Here is a 23,887-nt window from a genome sequence, read left to right on the forward strand (position 1 = left end):
CCCCGCGGAAAGCGTGTGCCTGAAGCGGAAATCAACGGACCTAAAATAAATTCTTTTTTTGTAAAAATAGCAACAAAGTATGCGAAAACAGCCTAATTTTAAAAAGATGTCTGCTCCATTCCACTCCAGACACTAAGTAGTAGATATTTGATTACCATAAGCAATACATTTTATTAGAAAATTAATATAAAAAGCTGACCTAAAAAGACGCCATTGAACGACCTTTTAGAGTCAGCTTATTACTTTATAATGCTTTATGATCTATACTATTAAGGTATTTTTCAATTTCGTTTACGACACCTTCAATTGAACCTTGCTCAAATGGAGAGTCTAAATTAGCTACCTTTACTAATTCCGTAAACGGCATGCTTCCACCTTGCTTACATAGGTGATGGTAATCCTTCCAAGCATCGTCCATATTTTCTCTAGAACGTTTCCAAAATTGGAATGCACAAATTTGCGCAAGTGTGTAATCAATATAATAGAATGGACTATTGAAAATATGACCTTGACGTTGCCAGAACCCACCATCATTTAAAAATTCATTGTCCTCATGATTTCGATGAGGAAGATATTTAAGTTCTAATTGTCTCCAAGTATCTTTTCTGTCTTTTGGTGTCGCATTTGGATTTTCATAAACAAAGTGTTGGAATTCATCCACAGCTACTCCATAAGGCAGGAATAACAATGCGCCACTTAAATGAGAGTATTTATATTTGTCTGTATCTTCTTTAAAAAACTTCTCCATCCAAGGCCACGTAAAGAACTCCATACTCATGGAATGAATTTCACATGCTTCATATGTTGGCCAATTGTATTCTGGCACTTCAAAATGACTACTAGAATACACTTGGAAAGCATGACCTGCTTCATGCGTTAGAACATCAATGTCTCCACTTGTTCCATTAAAATTAGAGAATATGAATGGTGCTTTATAATTGTTAATGTATGTACAATAACCACCACTAGCTTTTCCTGACTTAGCAACTAAATCCATTAAGTTATTATCAATCATGAAATTGAAAAACTCATTTGTCTCTGGTGATAGTTCGCTATACATCGTTTTTCCGTTTTCTACGATCCACTCGGGACTACCCTTTGGTTCTGGATTCCCCGTTTTGAAGTTATACCCTTCGTCGTAATAATATAGTGTCTCGACACCGATTCGTTCACGTTGTTCTTCCTTTAGCTTTGTTGCAAGTGGTACGATAAATTCCTTTACCTGGTCTCTAAATTTCTTAACATCATTAGCTCCATAATCCGTACGTAACATACGATCATAGCCCAGACTAACGTAATTGTCATACCCTAACTTTTTCGCAATCGTAGTACGAACCTTTACTAACTTATCGTAAATCTCATCGAACTTTTCTGTATGCTCAGCAAAGTAACCATAATACAAGTCACTTGCTGCTTTACGTGTTTCTCTGTCCTTCGAAATCGTGAACGGATATAATTGTGCTAACGTTCTCTCTTCCCCTTCGAAGAAGATTTTTGCTGCAGCTACTAGCTTTGTATATTCACTAGAAAGCTTATTTTCTGTTTGCAGGTCTTCAATCACTTCTGGAGAAAATGTTTTAAGCTCTAGTTCAGCTAAATTAAATAGGTGCTTTCCCCACTTTGCTTCTAATTCATCTCTAAACTTTGAAGCAACTAAGTGCTTGTAGAAATTCGTACTAACTTTTTGCATAATCGGACTTGCTTCATCGAAGAAATCATTTTCTGCTTGATAAAACTCGTCTGTTGTATTGATTGTGTGACGTACATAACATATGTTATACATCGTGCTAAAATCATTACGAATCATATTAATTTCATGCATAACACTATTTTGTTCCTCAGCTGACTCCGCTAAATCAAACTTCTCTAATAGAGTCGTTACTTCTTTTTCAATTTCCTCTAAATCCGGTCGTTTATATTGAAACTGTTCAAATTTCATGTTTTCAACTCCTAACTATATATTACCTTGTATGTATTCGTTAAAATATGTAAATATTCCTTCCTTAAAATCAACATTGAAATCACTTATAAAAAAAACATGAATGAATTCGTAAATATTACTTACAAAATATAAAATTTTGTCGATAAGATTAATATAAACAAAAACAATTCGAAGCAAATCATTTCTTTTTGTCTATAAAGACTAAAAACATAAAAAATAAGATGGGTGATTACAATGGATAAAGCAACTTTGGTCGGAATAATACTTGCATTAGCTGGATTATTGGGAGGGATGTTCTTTAAGCACGTACCTTTTAGTAACTTAGGAAACCCTGCTGCTATATTTATGATTATTATTGGAACAATCGGTGCGGTAGGAATTGCTTTCCCTGCTTCTGAGCTAAAAAAAATTCCAAAATTATTTAAAATTCTCTTCAATGGCAAGCAAGAATTTTCAATTAGTGAACTTATTCCTACATTTACAAACTGGGCTAATATTGCACGTAAAGAAGGTTTACTTGCATTAGAAACGCAATTAAATGAAGTAAATGAACCATTCTTAAAAAATGGATTAAGCCTAGCAATTGATGGACAATCTCCTGAATTTATTCGTGATGTTATGAATGAAGAAATTGATGCAATGGAAGAACGTCATCAAGCAGCTGCAAGTATTTTTACACAAGCTGGTACGTATGCTCCAACACTAGGGGTACTAGGAGCTGTTGTTGGTTTAATCGCAGCACTTGGAAACATGGCAGATATTGATGCACTAGGACAAGCAATCGCAGCAGCATTTGTCGCTACACTTTATGGTATTTTTACAGGTTATAGCTTATGGCATCCATTTGCTAATAAACTAAAACGTAAATCAAAAGAAGAAGCTCAAGTAAAACGCATTATGATCGAAGGTGTTCTCTCAGTACTTGATGGTCAATCACCAACAATGCTTGAACAAAAACTATTAAGCTACTTACCTAACTCTGAGCGCGAAAAATATCTAGCAGCTCAAGGTCAAGGTGGTAAACAAGATGAGTAAAAAGAAAAAGCATCATCACGAAGATCATGTTGATGAATCTTGGCTAATTCCTTATGCTGACTTACTCACTCTTTTATTAGCACTATTTATCGTTTTATTCGCTAGTAGTTCAGTAGATGCTCATAAATTTCAGCAAATGGCACAAGCATTTAATAGTGCCTTTAATGGAGGAACAGGAATGATGGAGTTTCCTGCTCCTTTACCTGAAGATCAACCACAATCTGCAAACAAAGAAGATGCGAAAAATGAAGACAATGAAAAGCCTGATATTGATGCTAAAAGACAAGCAGAGTTAATGGAGAAGGCAGAATTAGCAGAGCTTCAAAAGAAGATTAATGCTTACATTAATGAGAAAGGCTTAGATAACCGTTTAGAAACACGCTTAACAGACGATGGATTATTAATTACTATATTAAATGATGTATTCTTTGATTCTGGAAGAGCAGAGGTTCGAATCGGTGATGAAAACCTTGCAAAAGAAATTTCAGAACTTCTGGTAACCAAGCCTCCTCGCAATGTTGTCATAAGTGGTCATACTGACAATGTACCAATTAGTACAGCTCAGTTCGAATCAAACTGGCATCTAAGTGTAATGAGGGGCGTTAACTTCATGAAAGTAATATTAGAAAACGAAAATCTTGACCCACGAAGATTCAGTGTAAAAGGTTTCGGTGAATTCCAGCCTGTTGCTACTAATGATACAGCTCAAGGTCGTGCAACAAACAGACGTGTTGAATTATTAATTTTACCAAATGAATATAAAGAAACAAATTAAAAGGGATACATTTTGTATCCCTTTTAATTTGTAGAAAAAATCGAGTAATTTCGAGCTTTCTACACTCTTTATTGAAAGAAAAAGCCTGTGAAATTCAATTCAGCAGACTTTATCGTTTATTTATTTAAATTATGATCTTTTGCACCATGACCAAGCTTTTTCAACATGATTACTAGTTGTTCTTTTTCTTCTAATGAAAGGCTTGATTGAATTTCATTTACGAATTGTTCATGCTCAGGGAAAATTTCTTTCATAAATTTCATTCCATCATCCGTTAACGTTGCGTACGTTACCCTTCGATCCTTTGAACACTGCTTTCGAGCTAATAAGCCCTTCTTTTCTAGCTTATCTACTACATACGTAATACTTCCACTTGCTATAAGAATTTTACCACCAATTTGCTGCAAGGGTGTTTCTCCCTTATGGTATAACAATTCTAACACAGCAAACTCTGTTGGATTTAGTCCAAATCGCTGTATAGACTTATTCGCTAAATCACCAACACTTCTGTAAGCACGCGACAAAACAACAAATAACTTAAGTGATGTTTCAACATCTTTTCTATTATCCATATAATACCAATTCCTTATAAAATTTACTTATCTTGAATTCAAGATAATTGTACTAAATTGCTTTAGTCATGTCAAATCAATTCATATTCTATGAAACCTTATATGTTAGTATACAAAAAGAGAAATGAGCAAAAGCTCATTTCTTTCTTTAGCACTTATACGATACGCTTACGAATGTAAGAACTTAGCATATCAATGATTGTAACAACGATTATAATCACAAGTAGTATCATACCGACTTCTTGCCAATTACGGTTAATATAAGCAAATGTAATCAGTGTACCAATACCACCCGCACCTACAATACCTAAAATTGATGATGCACGAACGTCAATTTCAAAGCGGTAGATTGCGTATGATAAGAACTCAGGAATGACTTGGGGCATGATACCATAAAATAAAATTTGAATTTTATTTGCACCATTTGCTTCCATTGCTTCGATAACTTTCATATCAATGGATTCAATTACTTCAGAGTACAGTTTTCCAAGCATACCTGTTGAACCAATCGCAATCGCTAATACCCCTGCAAATGGGTTAGGGCCAACTGCTGCAACGAAGATGATTGCTAAAACGATATCTGGGAATGCACGGATAGCACCAAGAATCCATTGTCCAATAGTACTGAATGTTTTATTTTTCGACATATTTGTTGCCGCTAAGAACGCAAGTGGTATTGCAATAATTGCTGCCGCAAGTGATCCCGTATAAGCAATAAAGATTGTCTCAAGCATTTTCAATAGTATTTCTCCAGTTTTAGAGAAATCGGGGTTTAACAATAACGGTATTGTACGATGATAATTTTCGCTCGCTCTAGTTAAAATTTTACCCCAATCAATATTAATTCCAGAAAATGTCCAAACATATATAGCAATAATGGCAATTGCAATAATAATTGATTTAATGATTTTGAATACATTTTTCTTTGGTTTTGGAGGTAATTGATATTGCATTATACAAGTCCCTCCCTAATTTTATTACTAATATAATCAATAGATGCAACAACAACAAAGATTATTATTGTGATTGTCGTTACACTTGGATAGTTAAAGAAGTTAATTTGTTGACTTAATAATAAACCAATACCTCCCGCTCCAACTAAACCAAGTACAACCGAAGCACGTACATTAATTTCAAACACATAAAGAGAGAACGAAACGAATTGCGGTAAAATTTGCGGAACAACCGAATACCAAATCGTTTGCAAACGATTTGCACCACTTGCTTCCATCGCTTCAATAGGTGTCATATCAATTGATTCGATCGTATCACTCATTAATTTTGCTAAAATACCTAAAGAAAAAATAATTAACGCCATAATACCAGGGAATGCTCCAATTCCAAATAACCCTACGAAGATTACAGCTAAGATAATATCAGGAATTGTTCGTAAAATGTTTAAAATAATACGCACTACTTGAAACACAAACTTACTTGACGCAATGTTTTGAGCTGCAAGCAAGCTTAATGGAATACTTATAATCGTTGCAATTGTCGTTGCAATGATCGCCATTTGAATCGTTTCAAACAACTTCGGCCATATCTCGTTTACATAGCCCCAGTTTGGTGGAAAAAAGCGAAATACTAAATCATATATGTTAGGGAGTTTAAAAATTAAGTTCGTAATAAATGATTGTGTTGTGATAGAGCTAACTAAGTAAAACCCAATTACTCCAATTAATATCATCGTGAACGTGCGTTTCGTCTTTTGTGAGTATAGACTCGTAGGAGTATAGTTTTTTACTTCTTTCATTATTCTTGTCCTCCCCGCAAATCATCTTCACGGATTGCACGTCCATAGATCTCTTCAAATGTTTTTTCAGTTACTTCTGAAACTGGACCGTCAAATACCACTTCCCCAGCCCTCATACCGATAATACGATCAGCGTATTCCATAGCCATATCAATAAAGTGTAAGTTAACAATTGTAGTAATCTTATCTTCTTTGTTAATTCTTCTTAAGTAGTTCATAACTTGATGTGATGTTGGAGGGTCTAAGCTCGCAACAGGCTCATCTGCTAATATTATTTTAGGCTGCTGAGTTAATACACGTGCGATACTAACACGCTGTTGTTGCCCACCACTTAGCTCATCTGCACGATTATAAAGCTTTTCTTCAATATTTACACGCTTTAAGCTTTCATACGCTAATGCCATATCTTCCTTAGAATATAAATTTAGGATACTTCTAAGAGTACCAGTATGTCCTAAACGACCTGCAACTACGTTTTTCATTACAGTGGAACGCTTTACAAGATTATAGTTTTGGAAAATCATTCCTATCTTTGTACGCAATGAGCGTAACCCTTTTGAATTAACCTTTAAAATATCTTCATCCTCTACTAGAAGTTCTCCGTTTGTCGGAGTAACTAGGCGGTTAATGCTTCGAATAAAAGTGGATTTACCAGCTCCTGATAAACCAACTATTACGACAAATTCACCTTCGTTTATTTTTACATTGATGTCTTTCAATCCTTGTGTTCCGTTCGGATAAACAAGGGAAAGGTTTTTAAATTCAATCATGAATAGACCTCCAGAAGTTCTGAATAATACGAACGATTTCAGAAAAACTTGGCTAACACTAAGTCGATGGACATAGTAGTAGCCAAAGCTTCCCGTGTTCTTTTAAATCACACATTATTATTAGATAAAAAAGGGAGAAGCAAGCTTCTCCCTCGCTTAAACTATTAAGTTATTATTGTCAATCAATTCTTAAATTAGTCTAATGAAATGCTGTCACCGAATTTTTCGTAAGTGCTACGAACAACTTCATATTCTTCGTCACTTGCTTCGATGATTGCATCCCAGTTATAAACTTCATTCATGATTTTGATCATTTCTTTATCATCATTGAAGCCTAAGAATGCGTCTTTAATTTTCTTTTGTAACTCATCGCTAAGATCTTTTGTTACAGAAATTGTATCGTTTGGAATTTCATCCGTGTACTCAACAACCTTTAACTTTTCCATAATGTCTGGATACTCTTCTTCAAGAGTTGTACGAACATCATCAAATGTTGTTGCTACATCAGCATCACCATTATAAACAGCTAAAGCAGCTGTGTCGTGTCCACCAGTTGGAACAGCGTTAGCGAAGAAGTCAGTTTGAGGGTTTTTCACGTCAAACTGGTCCATGATTTGAGCAGCTGGGAATAAATAACCAGAAGTTGACGCTAGGTCAGCAAATGCCCAAGTCTTACCCTTCATATCTTCTAATGATTCAATACCAGAATCAGTACGTACTACATATTGTGCTTTGTAGGTACCGCTTCCATAACGTTCTGATTTAAGGATTACTTCAATTCCGTGCTTTTCATTTCCTAAAACATAAGCAAAACCTGGGATAAATCCAATTTGTACTTCATTTGTGCCCATTGCTTCAACTAGTGCAGTGTAGCTAGTCATTACGCGACCTTCAACTTCAACACCAAGTTCTTCAGAAAGTTTTTTTGCTAATGGTTCAACAGTGTCAGCGATTTCATCTGAATCCTGTGATGGTACGAATCCCATGATTAGTTTTTCTGGGTCACCACCGGCATTACCACATGCTGCTAAACTAATTGCAAGAATAGCAACCAACAAAATACTTAAAAGCTTTTTCATTGTAATTTTTCCTCCCTAGTATAAATCATAAAAGACTACTTTCTTATTATTAACTAGATTAAAAGATTTTTCTATACTTTTCGATAATTATTTACAAAATATTTACGATTCCATTATTTCCTTTTCCTTCCACCCGATTTTTAGTGTATAGGAACAATGTACAACATAGTATATAATGTATGTATCATCACCTTTGCTAGAGGAGAAATTTTAAGTGAAATCTAAAAAAAATTCTATCTTCCTTTATATTACTATAGTCATGCTACCTACTATTATTTTTAGCTCTTTTTTCACATATAAGGAAATTCATGAAAAACATGAAGAGTTAATAGTAGATGCTGAACGAACTGCTAGCTTATATAAGAATCAACTAGATCGACTGATTGGCGAAACCGAGGCTGGCATAGAAATGTTAGCTAAAGTCATAAATACTAAGACTAATAACTTAGATGAAATAAGAACTATTCTAGAGGAGAGTAACAAAGAAGATCCTCGTTTTGCTGGTTTTTATTACGCGAATGAGAAAGGTGAGTTATTAGCTGGTTCAACTCAAATCTCCGAAAAAATAAATGTACTTGAATATGACTTTATTCAAACTGCACTTATTACGAAAAAGTCTAAAATCTCGCCATTAGTAAATAACTACTTAGGGGAAGGAAAACTTCTTTCGATTGTAACACCCGTTAATAAATCATCTTCAACAGATTCAGGGTTATTACTAGTAAATTTACGAACCGATTATATCCAAAATATTATGCGTGTCCTTACTCCTCATAAGCAAATTTCCGTATTGGATCGTAACAATCAAATAATCTTTGAAACAACACATTCAACTATCAGTGGAAATTCTTATAGTGAAACAATTATGGAGTTAGCTCCTTGGACTATCAAAGTAAAAATCGATGAGCTTTCTAAATACGAAATACTAAAAACAATTCTTTACTACTTCTTTATTCTCTTTATATTAACTAATGCAGTCTATTTATTAATCAAATATCAATTACTAAGAAAAGATGCAGCCTTTGAAAGAATGCAAAATGAAAGTCAAAAGTTAGAGTTAGTTGGTCAATTAGCTGCAAGTACTGCCCATGAAATTCGTAATCCATTGACAGGTATAAAAGGTCTTATGAAGTTACTTAGTGAAAAATATACCGATGAACATGATCGGTTCTATTTTAGTGTGATCGATGAAGAAATTAACCGTATTAATGAAATAATTAGTGAGTTTTTAGTATTAGGAAAACCTACTGCTGAATTTCTTGATGTTCATGATGTAAACTCTATTATGAATGAATTACACCCCCTTATACAATCAGAGGCAAACTTATATAATATTCAATTTATCGTTAATATTGATAATACTCCAAAACATATTCATTGTGTTAAAGATCATATTAAACAAGTAATCTTGAATCTTGTTAAAAACGCACTTGAAGCAATGAATAATGGTGGACTGTTGACCATTACAACTCAGATTAAAAATGGGAATTGTATTATCTCTATTAAAGATACAGGATCAGGAATACCAGAAGATGTATTAGGGAAAATCTTTGATCCATTCTTTACGTTAAAAGATACGGGAACTGGATTAGGCTTAGTAGTTTGCAGGCGTATTGTAAACATGTATAACGGAGACATTACGATTAAAAGCACTGAGAAAATTGGAACTGAGGTTCTTGTAACATTCCCTTTATATGAATCGACTAATTCATAGAGCTGGGACTTAACTAAATAAATCATCCTCAAAGGCGAATATTATCTATATTTTTCTATCTATTAAACTTTTTTCGTATCCTTTGTTATTTATTAATCAGTTAAGCTGGAAGAACAAGTTCGATCCCTTGCGCTGAAGACACTCGCCGGATACCGCGGGGAGGAAGCTGAGCCTCCTTAGCTACGCCTGCGGGGTCTCAGCCTTTCCTCTACTTCCCGCAGGAGTCGAGTGTCTTCCACTCCATTCCACTTGTTTTTAAAAATAGTCTGCAAAAATCAAACAAATCTTAAGCAAAATAAAGACCCGAACTATTAGGTGAAGAATTCATTTAAATATCGCCTAATAGTTCGGGTTTATCATTGGATGAAATACTTATGTCCCAGCCTCTATACTTGTAATCTATAATTTTATATAGAAGAAAATAGAAATTTAGTATAAAAGTGATTATCATTAAGTAGAAATTGTATACTTGTAGAGAGGTGAGTTCATGGCAACAGCTGTTACTCCTAAAACAAATGATGTGTCGCAAGAAAATCGAACAGTGTATCATGTTTTATTTATCATTTCTCTTTGCCATATGTTAAACGATACGGTGCAATCTGTTGTTCCAGCAATGTTCCCTATTTTAGAGGAAGCCAATCATTTTACATATACGCAGCTAGGCTTTATTGCATTTACCCTAAACTTAACTTCATCACTCATGCAGCCCGTTGTGGGATTGGTCATTGATAAAAGGCCATTTCCGTACGCATTACCAATTGGACTTTTAGCATCTATGATTGGTGTTCTTGGTTTGGCATTTGCCCCAAGCTTTGTGTGGATGATTATATCTGTCTTTTTCATTGGAATTGGCTCAGCTGTTTTCCATCCAGAAGGATCACGTGTCTCCTTTTTGGCTGCAGGGACAAGAAGAGGGCTAGCTCAATCTATTTATCAAGTTGGTGGGAATTCAGGTCAAGCATTTGCTCCATTAATCACTGCACTAGTTCTCGTACCTTTAGGGCAATTTGGAGCAATTTGGTTTACTGTCGCCGCAGGCTTAGCTGTTTTTTTGTTACTCTACATCGCTAAGTGGTATTCAGCTAAGATTCAATCACTACCATTACATACGAAACGTTCAAAAGCAAACAAACAATCTTCTACTAATAAAAAAATGATTATCTCGGCTCTAACTCTTTTAGTTCTTCTCGTCTTTGCGAGATCCTGGTACTTATCTGCTATTTCAAATTTTTATACGTTTTTCGCAATTGAACAGTTTGGAGCAACGATTAAGCAATCACAAGGATATATCTTTTTATTTTTAGTAACAGGTGCGATTGGTACCTTTTTTGGTGGTCCGTTATCAGATAAGATTGGACGGAAAAATGTTATATTTTTATCGATGATATTAGCAACACCTTTAGCCATTTATTTACCTTTTGCAGGTAAAATAAGTGCCTATTTTATCCTTGCATTCATGGGCTTCATCCTACTTTCTAGTTTTTCTGTGACAGTTGTATATGCCCAGGAATTATTACCGGGAAAAATTGGTACAGTTTCAGGTCTAATTGTTGGTTTAGCATTTGGCATGGGTGCAATTGGCTCCGTAGCTCTCGGTTACTTCGCCGACCATTTCGGAATCGTTACAACTATAACCGCAGTTGGATTTCTTCCTCTTCTTGGGTTGTTATCCTTTTATTTACCCTCAGATGAGAAACTAAAAGAAACGATGTAAATTAAAAAGAGTCACACGTAAAAATTAAGGTTTTGGGTCATCTTTCTGTCAAAGCAATGTAAATCCATAAAAAAGCAAGGTAAGTTCTCAAGTGTTGAAGAGATCCTACCTTGCTTTATTCATTCCCCGCTATTTTATGTATAACTTGTTTATTTTGATTTGTTGTAGGTAGAGTAATCATCACACTCGTTCCTTTTTGTTCTTCACTATTAATTGTTAATGTTCCGTTATGATTTTGGATAATTTTCTTACTGACCATAATCCCAAGCCCTGTGCCGCCTGTTTTAGTCGTATAGAATGGCTTTCCTAGCATCGTTAACGTCTCTATTGGAATCAATCCCTACTCCGTTATCTGCCACTTCAATTGATTCTAAATTATTCTACCTATTAAATAGTATACTTTTTTCGTTTACTTTGTTATTTATTAATCAGTTAAGTTGGAAAAACATGTTCGTTCCATTGCGCTGCAGACACTCGCTTTCCGCTAGTTTTTAAAAATTGCATGCAAAATCTACAAATCCTATTAAAATAAACAAATAAAGACCCAAACTGTTAGGTGAAAGATTCATTAAAATTTCTCCTAATAGTTCGGGTTATCGTTGGCTGAAATACTTATGTCCCAGCCTCTTTGTTATATCGCTATTTTATTGTTCATTAAACTCATAATTTCCTCTGCAGTGATAGGTTTTGAGTACACAAAGCCTTGTATCTTGTGACAACCTAGATTTGACAATATATCTCTTTGTTCAATTGTCTCAACCCCTTCAGCAATAACACTGAAGTTTAAATTTTCAGCAAGATCGATGATTGTTTTTACTAAGGCAATACCATTCGTTCTTGATTCAATTCCTTGGATGAACGAACGGTCTATTTTTAAACAGTTGATCGGAAGCTTTTGTAAATAACTAAGTGATGAATACCCTGTTCCGAAATCATCAATAGAGATTTCAATCCCCTTATTTTGTAATTCTTCTAAAAGAGAAATAGTGAATTGAACATCCTCCATTGAGGTGCTTTCTGTTATCTCTATGGTTAAGCAAGTAGGATCCATATTTGTTTCTTCTATAATATCTTGAATCATCACACTTAAGTTAACTTGCTTAAATTGTTTAGCTGATAAGTTGACTGATATCGGTACTTCATAGCCCTCCACTTTCCATCTACTAAATTGCTCACATGCTTTACGAAGTACCCATTCACCAATTTCTTGAATCATACCCGTTTCCTCTGCAATTGGAATAAACTCTAAAGGCGATACAAATCCCTTAGTAGGGTGGTACCATCGCAGTAATGCTTCCACTCCGACAACGTCATTTGTTAATACATCGATTTGTGGCTGATAATAAAGAGTAAATTCTTGATTTTCGACTGCATGGCGAAGACTTTTTTGCATTTCAATTCGCTCAATTGTCTCATCCATCATTTCTTTCGAATAGATAAAGTAATTATTTTTACCTTCATTTTTTGCTCGATACATCGCTAAATCTGCTTGCTTTAACAAGAATTTGGAATCTGTCGCATGTTCAGGATAAAATGCAATCCCTATACTCGCAGACGTATATAACTGGTGATCACCAATTGAGATCGGTTCTTTAATAATTTGAATAATATTTTGACAAATATTTATTGTCTCGTCCCTCGTTATTGCATGAGTGATGAGAACAACAAATTCATCTCCACCAAGTCTAAATAAATCGTGATCTGGCAGGAATAATTCTCGTAATTTGTTAGAGACATTAATAAGCAATTGATCTCCAGTTGAATGGCCAAGTGTATCATTGATATGCTTAAAGTCATCTAAATCGATTAAAAGAATTGTAATTTGTTTATTTTCATTTTCCTCTTGAATAAAACGTTCTACAACTTGAGCGTATTTATCACGATTGTATAGTCCTGTTAATTGATCATACTCTGTTAAATCTTTCATTTTTTTATTTGCTAATTCATGGGCTGTTATGTCAACTCCATACCCACTAATTTCGATAACTTCCTTTGTAGCAGGATCAAAGATTGGGGTAACGGTATGTTCATAAATATGAGTATCTGTTTTCACACGAAATTCTACAACATTACCTGTAAAGGCTCGTTCGAAAGGTAAAATGGTTGTTTCGTAGATGTCTTTATGTAAAAACTCTTTAATTGGCATACCTTTTACATTTTCAGTCGTAAGTCCAATTTCTTCTGCCCTTTTCCCTTCATGATATACAACAACCATCTCACCATCAGCATTTTTTTTAATTCGGTAAAGGAGAGCTGGCAGGATGGATAGTGACTCACGAAACTCATTCACTATCTTAAGCTTTTCTTTTTCAATTAATAATTGAGTATTAGATTGGTTTAGTGCCTGTCGAATAACAAGATAGACAGTGAAAAAAGATAAAAGAAAAGTTAATAGAAGAAGAACATATATAGTAATGTCAGATGATTTAATTCTATCAGTGCCAATTGAAAAAAGAACAAGAAAAAATAAAGCCCCTATTAATAATAGTAGAATGGCAGACTTCCTTAAGATATGATAAAAAGTGGGTTCAGCCTTTTTTATTTTCACGAATAGGTCCACCTTACATTTAACATTTGTATGGTATCATTCTACTATTAGGTTTTTGTAAAGTAAACGGTTTCTGACTGATTTTATCGATAAATGGCGAATTTTCAATTTATATGTGCAAAAACATCTTTCCTTCTGCCATGATTATCGCACTTCCACCTACTTTTACTTCTGTTAGATTATCAACTTCTTTTTTAATAGTAACTTCAATCTGACTAGGTCTACCCATCTCAATTCCTTGTTCACTAATAAAATGATATTGACCACCTTTTTCCTCTATTAAGTTATGAGTAACTAAATAAAAGCCCAACGGCCCACTGGCACTTCCGGTAGCAGGATCTTCGGTTATACCCATTGCCGGTGCAAACATTCTGCTATGTACATTAACCAATGGATTATCAGTCTCAAGAGAAAAAACAAAGATATGCTGGGTTTCTTCACTATTTGCAAACTCGTTATTCCAAACATCCAACCTAAATTCAATGTTCTTCATAGCTTGTAAAGATTTTACTGGAACGTATACAAATGGGATACCTGCAGAAATGATTTCGATCGGCAGATTTGTATGAATGTCATCTTCATTTATCGATAGTAGAGCAGCCATCGTCTTATTGTTAATGTCCTTATTTACCTTTTGAGGTATTGGTTGAAGCATATCAACCTTTATCACTTTTTCATTTTCTGCATATATATGAACGGTAATCTGCCCAACATTTTCTTCAAGCTTGATTTCATTATATCCTGCCGTTGTCTTAACAAGCCCTAATGTTGCTAATAAATAGGCTGTTCCAATCGTAGGGTGACCAGCAAATGGAAGTTCAGTCTTAGGGGTAAATATTCTAAGTTTATAAGAACTTGTACTAAGCTCAGGAGGTAACAAAAATACAGTTTCAGATAAGTTAAGTTCTTTGGCGATTGTTTGCATTTGTGCAGTAGAAAGTCCTTGTCCATCCATAAAGACTGCAAGTTGATTACCGCCAAATGGCTCGTTCGTAAATACATCTAATAAATAATAATTTAAAGTTTTCATTCTGTTACTCCTCTCATACCTATTATTAATTTGATTATGTATACTTTAACACGGTACAACATTATAATGATAAATATACTCTAAAGTGAAGGTGAGATTTTATGCAGGAAGTTCTGCTCGGTAGTGTATTATCTGCTTTATCTACTGGACTTGGTGCTCTACCTATTCTTTTTTTATCACAGGTAACCCATAAATGGAGAGATGTTTTACTTGCTTTTACTGCTGGTATAATGATGGCAGCTTCAACAATGAGTCTGATCCCCGAGGCTATCGCAAGTGGTGGACTAATTCAGCTCACAATCGGATTATTTTTTGGTGTTCTTGTATTAACATTACTTGAGAAAAACATACCTCACATCGACCTTGGTCATAACAATAAGGGGATTGAAGTAGATCAGAAGGCGGCATTAATTGTTGCAGCCATAACTCTTCATAATATTCCGGAAGGACTTTCAGTTGGAGTAAGCTACGCCTCTTCAGTTTCTGAAACAGGTAATCTTATTGCCTTTGCAATCGGACTACAAAATGCACCGGAAGGCTTTCTCGTTGCATTATTCTTAATACAACAAAAGATTAGTAAATTGCGCGCTTTTATTATCGCGACACTAACTGGAGCTATTGAAATTGTCAGTGCTGTAATCGGCTTCTCGTTAACAAGCTTTGTAACCTTTTTAGTACCCTATGGATTAGCTTTTGCAGCTGGGGCAATGCTGTTCATTATTTATAAAGAATTAATTCCTGAAAGCCATGGTGATGGTAACGAACGATTTGCTACTTATTCCTTTATCGTCGGATTGTTATTTATGGTCATTCTTTTACAATTATTTTAAAGTTAAGGCTCTCTCCATAACTTTATTGCTATTAATCATAATCTGGCACCATTCAGCGCTATGCGAAAAGATACCCCGAAACCTTACTAACTACTTATTTTTCTACTTGTTCGAAACCAACAATCTATGATAAAAAAGTCTAAATTAAACTTAAACCAAAAAGCCCATGATAAAATGTTCATTTAGGATGAACATTTTATCATGGGCTTTTTTTATAAATCCTTTATGTCATCAGATGTTTTGAACGATGGTTTTAAGAAAAAAGTGTAGATGCTATTAAAAGTCTGGTAAACCTTTTTCGTTTTTTGAACAGTAAGTAATTTCTTTTGATATTGAGTAATGAGTATATCTAACTCTTGGCTACATGCAACCGTCTCCGCACTTGTGAAACCGTTTGCCATAGCAGTATTAATCATTAATTCTCTCTTCCTATCAATCTCTTTTAATAATAATGATAAATCTTCTGCATCAATCACCAATTATAGACCTCCTTTACTCTCAATTATAATGAAGATTTCAACCTACTAAAGCATTATTACAAATAATACTAAATATGTAAATAGTATCGCAATATTAGACAAATTTTTCAGTTGTTTTTTTATGAATGATAGCATTTTCTGCAGAATTACAACGTTTCCTTCTATTTGAGAGTCCTAGTTTCTGTCGCTTTATGTCGAATTTAGAAAGGCCGTTTTTCTTCTACAAACCGTCATGGTAAAATATTTGTAACAGTTGTTCTTGAAGGAGGAATTTTGTTGGAATTTAACGATAGAAAAGCATTAGTTGGCATTGGTCGATTTCGAAACAAAGCAGTTGAATACATAAAGGATCGAAAGAAAGCAACTGAATTATTAAAACAAGTACAAAAGAAGACAACTTTAGAACATAGTAGAATCGGAACATTCAAAAATCAACTTTTCCTATTAATTGACCTTTATCATGATTGGCATTCTGGCAATTATCGTCAACTTCCTTTTAAAACACTCACGATGGTCATTGCTGCTATCCTTTACTTCGTCGTTCCAACAGATATGATTCCGGATATATTTTTAGGTGCTGGATTTATTGATGACGCGGCTGTTTTAGCGCTTATTCTTAAGCAAATTAGTAATGAGTTAGAGAAATATAAAGTATGGAAAGATAAACAAACTATTACAACAGATCAAGAGATACTGTAACTAATTTTTGGCAAGCAATATGTCATAAGACATTTGCTAGCTTTTTTACTGTATGAAACTGAGTAAAACTATTTGCAACTGCTCATGCTAATAGAAAATTAGGTAATTGCGAAATGGAGAGATTTACGATGAACGTAGTAAGAAATGCTGTTACTATATGTATGTTTGTATTTTTACTGACTCCCTCTTATAGCTTTGCCGAAACACCAACTAAACAAGTTGCCATTATCATTGATGATTTAGGAAATAACATGACGGGGACGAAAGAAATATTAGCCTTACCAATTCCGATTACAGTCGCTATCATGCCGTTCCTTCCTACTTCAAAATCTGATGCTGAGGCAGCTCATCGCCTTGGTCACGATGTTATTATTCATTTACCAATGGAGCCACTTCACGGTAAAAGAAGCTGGTTAGGACCTGGATCCATCACAACAGATTTATCCTCTAAGGAAATTAGATATCGGGTAGAACAAGCGATAAAGGATGTTCCCCATGCTATCGGTGTTAATAACCATATGGGTTCAAAAGTGACCGCTGATAAACGAGTAATGAAGATAGTTTTAGAAGTGTGCCGAGAGCATGGTCTTATATTTATCGATAGCAAAACTAGCCCAAAAAATGTTGTATCAAAATTAGCTGTAGAACTCGGTGTACCATATTTAGAAAATCAGTTGTTTTTTGATGACGTATATACAACTCAGCATATTATTGGGCAAACAAAGAAATTGATTCATAAGCTTGAACATTCCAATCATATTGTTGCTATCGGTCATGTTGGACCTCCAGGTGAGAAAACTGCAGCAATTTTACGGGATTTTATACCTGTTATTAAGGAAAATGCAGAATTTGTGAAAGCCTCTTCTCTCGTTCCAGAACGACAATTTATTCAATAGTCTTACGAAGAAAGGAAGTTGAGGATAGCACGAAAAATGCGAAATATTCCTCTAAATATGATATTTATGATTATATTTCCGATTGCTTCTCCAAGAAAATATTCAAAGAAAGAGTGGACACAGCCTTTCTTTTCGTTATCTTTCGTTTTGTGATCCATATAAGTGACTCCTAATTTATCATTTGGCTATAGTAGTCTTTGTTAAAATCATTCCTTTAAACATCAAAGGGGCATTCCGTTATGGAAGCCCCCTTTTGTTTATTATTAGTTTGTGTTTACTGCATCATTTTCGTAAATTGGTACCCAGCCAGCTGGCGTTACGAAAATACGTACTGCTACTACTTTCCGATCGTCTTGAAGCGTGAAATAGTGACGAACATTCTCTGGTACAGAAATTAAATCACCAGGATTTAATCGAACATCAAAAAATACGCCATCTTTACCTTGAATGATGAAAATCCCGTGACCACTTACAATGAAGCGTACTTCATCATCAGTATGATGATGCTCTTGCTGGAAGTTTTGTAATAACTGATCTAGATTTGGTGTTGCATCAGATAGAGAAATAACGTCAGCTGTTTGGTATCCTCGACGCTCTGAAATATCTTTAATTTCAGCACCAAATGCCTCTAAAATAGTATTCTTCTCTTCATCAGATAATAAATACTTCTCATGTAACTCAGTAGGTAATTTTGAAATATCCCACTGCTCATAAACAACCTCATTACTAGCTAGAAATTCATTTACCTTCCCTTGATCTTCAATTACTTCATCAGTTCCATGAATACGGATAGTTGCCATTATAATTCCTCCTCAATATAGTAGAGATTTATTAGTTTCATTAAACACTTCATCCAATTAACGTGATGGGGGACAGGCCCCCAATGCGTTAGCGTGTTAAAGTGTTTGAGTATATAAGCGCTTTTTAAGTTCGTAGGAGAATAAGAATTCACATGCTTCTAAATATTTTTTAGCTTCAAGCGAATTTCTTCCCCATACGGTTATTCCATGGTTATGGATTAACACTGCACCAGCATCGCCTTTAATGTGCTCTGCAAATGCCCGTGCTAATGTTGGAATATGTGCGTGATTATATATAATCGGTATTGTGAAGATTGCATCTTCTTCCCATAATCCAAAAGCTTTAATGAGTTCTTGATTTTGAAAAACAATTTCACCTTGATTAAAATACAAGTCTGAGATTACATTATTATCTACTGTATGAACGTGCAGTGAACAACCTGCATTTGTTCGGTTATATACTTCAACATGTAGTAGTGTTTCAGCTGACGGTTTAAGATGTGTCTTTTCTGCAGGAATACCAATTCCATCAACAAGTAAAAAATCCTCGTCTGTCCGTTTTCGTTTATCCTTGCCGCTTGCTGTTACGAAGAACGTTAGTGGATCGTTACTCACTTTAATGGAGAGGTTACCGCTAGTTGCCGGAAACCAGTCACGCCATGCAAGTTCATCCTTAATATCGGCTAGCTCATTCCACTTTTCTGTATAGACTGTCATTGCTTAACCTCCCTTGATTGCAATTCATTTATTACATCATGGAAGGTTTCAAAGGAATGGTATGGCAACCCCATCTCCTCCATTTTTACTGATAAAAAGTCACGAGCAAAAACAGTGTCCCCAAGCTTTGCAGCTTGTAGATCTGTAATGGAGTCTCCTATGACTATGAGCTCCTCTTCTCCACTTGCTAACTTGTTTATAATGGTTGGCTTGCAGCAACCACAACCATTATCACAATCACCTTCACAACTATTCGGCCAAAGTATTTGAATCTTCTCGCCTGAGAAGTTTGAACCATTGCAATAGATAAACTCTTCATCCACAAGTCCTTTTAGAAGAGGATATACAAAAAAGTCAATTCCACCACTTACAATATAAAGTGGAATCCCCTCTTGCTTTGTATAGTTCACAAACTGTGAAAATCCATTACGTATTACAGCAGTATCCTTCAAAAATGATATAATCTCTTCCTTCAAACTTGAAGGAAGTAACGAAAACATTTTTCCTACTCCTTCTTGAATCGAGATTTCCTGCCCCAGTACTTGATCTTTAATTTCATTCCACTCTGGTGGAGCAAACTGTTTCATTAACGAAATGATGTTATCGGTTTCCGTAATGGTTCCATCAAAATCACAAAAAATGATCGGTTTTTTCATGTTGTAACTTTTACACTCCCCATAAATCTAACGCTTTTTTCAGATACTCATCTTCTGTTGCTGCATCTTGCAAGCTTTGCCCCGCTAGAACTGCATCAACTGCAGCTCTAAATGCCTTACCACCACCAATAGCTCCATCTGGGTGCCCATGAACACCACCACCTGCATTAATGACAGAATCAATTCCAAAGTCACCAATGAGTAATGGTACTAACCCAGGATGTATACCTGCAGAAGGTACAGGGAAACTTTTCTTAAACACATCTTCTTTCACCAGCTCATCAGCAATTCCAAGTGTTTCACCTTTATCAAGAGCAACACTTCCGTATGGAGATGGATATAAAGAGAAATCAGCTCCTGCATATCGTAGTAGCTTTCCTAACAGTAATGGATTTTGAATTCCATAATATTCTGATGGTGTTAGTGCACCACTAACTGCTGGATGAGCCATAATCGGCAAGTCTATTTCTTTATCTTCAACTAAAGCTTGTAATACATCAATTCCATAGGCAAAAACATTAAATAATAAGCAATCTGCTCCTAATTCCTTTGCTCTTCTGGCACGATCTCGTAATTCAAAAGTTCTTCCTGTTAAATTGACAGCATATAGAGATTTATGACCAGTTGATTCATATACTTCTTGAATGACTTCTCTGCCTGTTACAATCCTCTTTTCAAAAGGTGTCAAAGGATTCTCAAACAAGATTTCATCATCCTTAACTAAATCCACACCACCTAATAACTGGTCACGTAATTGATCTCGAAGATATGTTAAATCCCTACCAATCACACCTTTAAAGATGCTCATTACAAGTGGTCTATTGTAAACACCAAGTTTCTGTCTGATTCCATCAATTCCGAAGCTAGGACCCGGAAATGCGTTCTTCACACCCTCTGAGAACTCCAAATCAACTAATTTTATTTCCCCATCAAGTGAAAGCTTTCCAAAGACCGTTGTTAAAATAGCAGGAATGTCTAACGAGAAATTTTCAATTGGATAGGCAATTTTTATATACCCTCTTGTTAGGTTTTTGCCGAAGTACTCATTTGTTCGAGCATTACCTTCGAGCTCAACAATTGAAACAACTTCAGCTTTATGTTTTTTAAGTTGTTCTTGATCTAATTGTGGTAGATCTGTCCATGAACCTATTGTTAGACCAAGAGCAATTCCTTCAGCCTTTTTCGGCAGATTCCCTTTAGCGTCATGTATCAAATACGTTGCTGTAATATGCGACATTTTTTTTATGCACCTCTAACTTTCACATTTAAAAATAAATAGAAAAAACCCCTTCATAAGAAGAGGTTTTAAATTTATCACCGTCTCCTTATCTCTCAGCTATGCTGCAAGAATTAGCACCGTGCTTAAGTAAAACTTAAATCGGTTGCCGGGCTTCATCGGGCTAGTCCCTCCGCCTACTCTTGATAAGAATCGAAATTTTATTTTTGTAAGATTTACACTGTTAAACTAGTAAGTTGATTTCTGTGTAAGGTACTCACTTTGCAAACTTGCACAGGTTATGCAAGCATTCAAATAATATCAACACCACTATTCTTTAACACAGAATTAATTTGGATTATCGCATGGTTTTTTTCTTCTGTCAATTCATTTTTCAGAATATATTTAAAGCTTTTATTCTGTTCGCTGCTTCGAGTAATCGGTCTTCATCTGTTAATAAACCTACTCTTACATAACCTTCTCCAAATTGTCCAAATCCAACGCCTGGTGCTACTGCAACATGAGCATTTTCCAACAAGAAATCTGAAAAACTAACGGATGTAAATCCTTCTGGTACTGGTAGCCAAGCAAAAAATGATCCCTCAGGAGCTTTTACACCCCACCCGATTTCTTGAAGTGCATTTATGAATACATTCCGTCTTGATTCGTAGCGTCTAACTAACTGATCGACACACTCCTGCGAAGACAATAACGCGGTAGCTGCTGCCTCTTGAATACCACCAAATAAACTCACATACAGGTGATCCTGCAGGAGATTAATAGCTTCAATCGCGCTTTCATTTCCTACTGCAAATCCTACTCTCCAACCTGCCATATTGTAAGTTTTAGAAAGTGTGTAAATTTCAATCCCAATATCCATTGCCCCTTCTACTTGTAAGAAGCTTAAAGGTTTGTTCCCATCAAATCCTATTGCTCCGTACGCAAAATCATGAACAACACAAATGTCATGTTTCTTAGCTAGGTCAATCGTTTCTTTGAAGAACTCGGTAGTTGCAACGGCACCCGTTGGATTATTTGGATAATTTAAAAACATTAATTTTGCTTGATTTAAGATTTCATCATCTATCTCATGGTAGTTTGGTAGAAAATCATTTTCAGCTGTTAATGGCATATATTCCATTTTCACCCGAGCTAACTCAACACCAGACCAATAATCGGGGTACCCTGGATCAGGTACAAGAGCGATATCTCCTGGATTTAACAATGCTTGTGGTACTTCAACGAGCCCTGCCTTTCCACCGAAAAGAATGGCTACTTGTGTATTAGGATTAACCTCAACACCGTATTCCCGCTTATAAAAAGTACTAATAGCCTCTTTAAAAAATTGCTGACCTCTAAACGGTGAGTACTTATGGTGAAGTGGATTGCCTGCAGCTTCTTGTAATGAATTTATAATATGTTCAGGAGTCGGCTGGTCAGGATTCCCTTGACCTAAATTGATTACGTCATGGCCTTCTGATATCACTTTATTTACTTTTGCAACAAGAGTTGCAAAGAATTGAACCGGTAAATTTTTTAATAGATCTGATTGTTCAAAGGTTTTCATTTCAAAACTCCTTATTTGTAAAAGTAGCAAATAATTTTTAAAATTCGTATTGAAATTCTAGTCAAAAATATTATATTGTTAGTGGCAACTTGTAAAGTAAATTTTTTAAGGGGTTGAAAAAGTTGAGCATAAAGGTTAGTTGTATACAGTTTGATATAAAGTTTGGTAGCCCAAAAGAAAACTATCATATTGTGAAACAAAAAATTTCGGAAGCAATGTTAGACAATCCAGATATCATCGTTTTACCTGAACTTTGGACAACAGGCTACGATTTAACGAGATTAACAGAGATTGCGGATTCAAATGGCGATGAAACAATGAAATTTTTATCTGAGATTGCAAAGGAGCATAACGTTTATATTGTTGGTGGATCAATTGCCAAAAAGACTCAGAGTGGTGTGTACAATACAATGTTTGCGTACAGTAACAAAGGTGAACTGCTTGGTGAATATAGTAAATTGCACCTATTCAAGCTTATGGATGAACATTTATATCTAGAATCTGGTGAAACAGAAGGAACCTTTACCATTGCAAATATCCATTGTGCCGGAGTTATTTGCTATGATATTCGTTTTCCAGAATGGATTCGAAAACATACGACAAAAGGCTCTGAAGTATTATTCGTAGTTGCTGAATGGCCACTTCCGCGTCTTTCTCATTGGCGTTCTCTACTTATTAGTCGAGCTATCGAAAATCAATGCTATGTCGTTGCTTGTAACCGTTCCGGTCAAGATCCAGAAAACGTTTTTGCTGGTCACTCTATGATCATTGACCCATGGGGAGAAGTGCTAGTAGAAGCTGGTGAAGGAGAATCTATTATCCAAGCAGAATTAGATATCGAAAAAGTTAGAACTGTACGTAAGCATATTCCAATTTTTGATGATCGTCGTCCAGATCTGTATTAAATTTTAGTAATCAAAGTATACGCTGAATGATCTTGTCTTTTTCGGAAAACAACATCAATGTTTAACATCGACATATAACCAATAATATAAAATCCTTGACACAACCTAAATAACCTTGTTAATATTTTCATCAAGTGAAAAAATTCTGAAGAATCTTTCACTATCAACCACATAATTTATAATAAGCAAA

At 35.1% G+C, this 23,887-nt stretch carries 23 protein-coding genes and 1 riboswitch; of the genes, 8 read left to right on the forward strand and 15 right to left on the reverse strand.

From position 1 onward, the window contains the following. Nucleotides 1-244: 244 nt before the first annotated feature. On the reverse strand, nt 245-1,939 hold the full coding sequence (locus tag JR050_RS10470) for a M3 family oligoendopeptidase (protein ID WP_204203450.1): 1,695 nt from the start codon (nt 1,937-1,939) through the stop codon (nt 245-247). 237 nt (nt 1,940-2,176) lie between these two features. Here JR050_RS10470 and motA point away from each other — a divergent pair, with 237 nt between their 5' ends. Together motA and motB are read left to right on the forward strand one after the other, a co-directional pair. Next, complete coding sequence (gene motA / locus JR050_RS10475; RefSeq protein WP_204203451.1) at nt 2,177-2,977, forward strand: flagellar motor stator protein MotA; 801 nt, start codon at nt 2,177-2,179, stop codon at nt 2,975-2,977. Then, nucleotides 2,970-3,752, forward strand: coding sequence for a flagellar motor protein MotB (motB, locus tag JR050_RS10480; RefSeq protein ID WP_204203452.1), 783 nt, complete (start codon nt 2,970-2,972; stop codon nt 3,750-3,752). Before motA ends, motB begins: the two co-directional genes overlap by 8 nt. Before the next feature lie 116 nt (nt 3,753-3,868). On the opposite strand, the gene JR050_RS10485 is transcribed toward motB, so the two are convergent. The 5 genes from JR050_RS10485 to phnD form a co-directional block, all read right to left on the reverse strand. Then, on the reverse strand, nt 3,869-4,324 hold the full coding sequence (locus JR050_RS10485; protein WP_204203453.1) for a MarR family winged helix-turn-helix transcriptional regulator: 456 nt from the start codon (nt 4,322-4,324) through the stop codon (nt 3,869-3,871). Nucleotides 4,325-4,479: 155 nt separating this feature from the next. Then, a complete protein-coding gene (phnE, locus tag JR050_RS10490; RefSeq protein ID WP_204203454.1) occupies nt 4,480-5,277 on the reverse strand; it encodes a phosphonate ABC transporter, permease protein PhnE in 798 nt (265 codons plus the stop codon). Further along, nucleotides 5,277-6,077: a phosphonate ABC transporter, permease protein PhnE gene (gene phnE / locus JR050_RS10495; RefSeq protein WP_204203455.1), complete on the reverse strand. Its 801-nt coding sequence runs from the start codon at nt 6,075-6,077 to the stop codon at nt 5,277-5,279. The genes phnE (JR050_RS10490) and phnE (JR050_RS10495) overlap by 1 nt, the downstream gene beginning before the upstream one ends. Further along, nucleotides 6,077-6,847, reverse strand: coding sequence for a phosphonate ABC transporter ATP-binding protein (gene phnC, locus JR050_RS10500; protein ID WP_204203456.1), 771 nt, complete (start codon nt 6,845-6,847; stop codon nt 6,077-6,079). The genes phnE (JR050_RS10495) and phnC overlap by 1 nt, the downstream gene beginning before the upstream one ends. Before the next feature lie 194 nt (nt 6,848-7,041). Further along, complete coding sequence (phnD, locus tag JR050_RS10505; protein WP_204203457.1) at nt 7,042-7,926, reverse strand: phosphate/phosphite/phosphonate ABC transporter substrate-binding protein; 885 nt, start codon at nt 7,924-7,926, stop codon at nt 7,042-7,044. 214 nt (nt 7,927-8,140) lie between these two features. Here phnD and JR050_RS10510 point away from each other — a divergent pair, with 214 nt between their 5' ends. Together JR050_RS10510 and JR050_RS10515 are read left to right on the forward strand one after the other, a co-directional pair. Then, nucleotides 8,141-9,640 carry an ATP-binding protein gene (locus JR050_RS10510; protein ID WP_204203458.1) on the forward strand — a complete coding sequence of 500 codons (1,500 nt, stop codon included), beginning with the start codon at nt 8,141-8,143 and terminating at the stop codon, nt 9,638-9,640. A 487-nt stretch (nt 9,641-10,127) separates the two neighbouring features. Next, on the forward strand, nt 10,128-11,354 hold the full coding sequence (locus JR050_RS10515) for an MFS transporter (protein ID WP_204203459.1): 1,227 nt from the start codon (nt 10,128-10,130) through the stop codon (nt 11,352-11,354). A 115-nt stretch (nt 11,355-11,469) separates the two neighbouring features. Here the strand turns inward: JR050_RS10515 and JR050_RS10520 are convergent, their stop codons facing one another. The 3 genes from JR050_RS10520 to JR050_RS10530 all read right to left on the reverse strand — a co-directional run bounded on the left by JR050_RS10520 (nt 11,470) and on the right by JR050_RS10530 (nt 14,932). Next, nucleotides 11,470-11,691, reverse strand: coding sequence for an ATP-binding protein (locus tag JR050_RS10520; protein ID WP_239454277.1), 222 nt, complete (start codon nt 11,689-11,691; stop codon nt 11,470-11,472). Between the two features lie 294 nt (nt 11,692-11,985). Further along, the gene (locus JR050_RS10525) at nt 11,986-13,902 is read right to left on the reverse strand and encodes an EAL domain-containing protein (RefSeq protein ID WP_204203460.1); all 1,917 of its coding nucleotides are present in this window, start codon (nt 13,900-13,902) and stop codon (nt 11,986-11,988) included. 109 nt (nt 13,903-14,011) lie between these two features. After that, nucleotides 14,012-14,932, reverse strand: a complete 921-nt coding sequence (locus JR050_RS10530) for a PhzF family phenazine biosynthesis protein (RefSeq protein ID WP_204203461.1) — start codon at nt 14,930-14,932, stop codon at nt 14,012-14,014. A 101-nt stretch (nt 14,933-15,033) separates the two neighbouring features. On the opposite strand from JR050_RS10530, the gene JR050_RS10535 reads away from it, so the two are divergent. After that, complete coding sequence (locus JR050_RS10535) at nt 15,034-15,762, forward strand: ZIP family metal transporter (RefSeq protein ID WP_204203462.1); 729 nt, start codon at nt 15,034-15,036, stop codon at nt 15,760-15,762. A gap of 212 nt (nt 15,763-15,974) precedes the next feature. Here the strand turns inward: JR050_RS10535 and JR050_RS20820 are convergent, their stop codons facing one another. Continuing rightward, on the reverse strand, nt 15,975-16,238 hold the full coding sequence (locus JR050_RS20820; RefSeq protein WP_430392878.1) for a Spo0E family sporulation regulatory protein-aspartic acid phosphatase: 264 nt from the start codon (nt 16,236-16,238) through the stop codon (nt 15,975-15,977). 279 nt (nt 16,239-16,517) lie between these two features. On the opposite strand from JR050_RS20820, the gene JR050_RS10545 reads away from it, so the two are divergent. Together JR050_RS10545 and JR050_RS10550 are read left to right on the forward strand one after the other, a co-directional pair. Further along, nucleotides 16,518-16,940, forward strand: coding sequence for a YkvA family protein (locus JR050_RS10545; RefSeq protein ID WP_204203463.1), 423 nt, complete (start codon nt 16,518-16,520; stop codon nt 16,938-16,940). Between the two features lie 128 nt (nt 16,941-17,068). After that, a complete protein-coding gene (locus JR050_RS10550) occupies nt 17,069-17,836 on the forward strand; it encodes a divergent polysaccharide deacetylase family protein (RefSeq protein ID WP_204203464.1) in 768 nt (255 codons plus the stop codon). A 263-nt stretch (nt 17,837-18,099) separates the two neighbouring features. Here the strand turns inward: JR050_RS10550 and JR050_RS10555 are convergent, their stop codons facing one another. From JR050_RS10555 to JR050_RS10575, 5 genes are all read right to left on the reverse strand, one after another. Beyond that, nucleotides 18,100-18,636: a 1,2-dihydroxy-3-keto-5-methylthiopentene dioxygenase gene (locus JR050_RS10555; RefSeq protein WP_204203465.1), complete on the reverse strand. Its 537-nt coding sequence runs from the start codon at nt 18,634-18,636 to the stop codon at nt 18,100-18,102. 96 nt (nt 18,637-18,732) lie between these two features. Continuing rightward, on the reverse strand, nt 18,733-19,353 hold the full coding sequence (locus JR050_RS10560; protein WP_204203466.1) for a methylthioribulose 1-phosphate dehydratase: 621 nt from the start codon (nt 19,351-19,353) through the stop codon (nt 18,733-18,735). Further along, a complete protein-coding gene (locus JR050_RS10565) occupies nt 19,350-20,009 on the reverse strand; it encodes a 2-hydroxy-3-keto-5-methylthiopentenyl-1-phosphate phosphatase (RefSeq protein WP_204203467.1) in 660 nt (219 codons plus the stop codon). The genes JR050_RS10560 and JR050_RS10565 overlap by 4 nt, the downstream gene beginning before the upstream one ends. 10 nt (nt 20,010-20,019) lie before the next feature. Continuing rightward, nucleotides 20,020-21,246 carry a 2,3-diketo-5-methylthiopentyl-1-phosphate enolase gene (mtnW, locus tag JR050_RS10570; protein WP_204203468.1) on the reverse strand — a complete coding sequence of 409 codons (1,227 nt, stop codon included), beginning with the start codon at nt 21,244-21,246 and terminating at the stop codon, nt 20,020-20,022. A gap of 85 nt (nt 21,247-21,331) precedes the next feature. Then, nucleotides 21,332-21,438, reverse strand: a riboswitch (SAM riboswitch). A 181-nt stretch (nt 21,439-21,619) separates the two neighbouring features. Next, nucleotides 21,620-22,792, reverse strand: a complete 1,173-nt coding sequence (locus tag JR050_RS10575) for a pyridoxal phosphate-dependent aminotransferase (RefSeq protein WP_204203469.1) — start codon at nt 22,790-22,792, stop codon at nt 21,620-21,622. A gap of 128 nt (nt 22,793-22,920) precedes the next feature. Between JR050_RS10575 and JR050_RS10580 the strand changes: the two genes are divergently transcribed. Next, on the forward strand, nt 22,921-23,697 hold the full coding sequence (locus tag JR050_RS10580; protein WP_204203662.1) for a carbon-nitrogen family hydrolase: 777 nt from the start codon (nt 22,921-22,923) through the stop codon (nt 23,695-23,697). Nucleotides 23,698-23,887 lie beyond the last annotated feature (190 nt).

Source organism: Bacillus suaedaesalsae (genome assembly GCF_016890225.1).
GTDB classification, from domain to species: domain Bacteria; phylum Bacillota; class Bacilli; order Bacillales; family SA4; genus Bacillus_BS; species Bacillus_BS suaedaesalsae.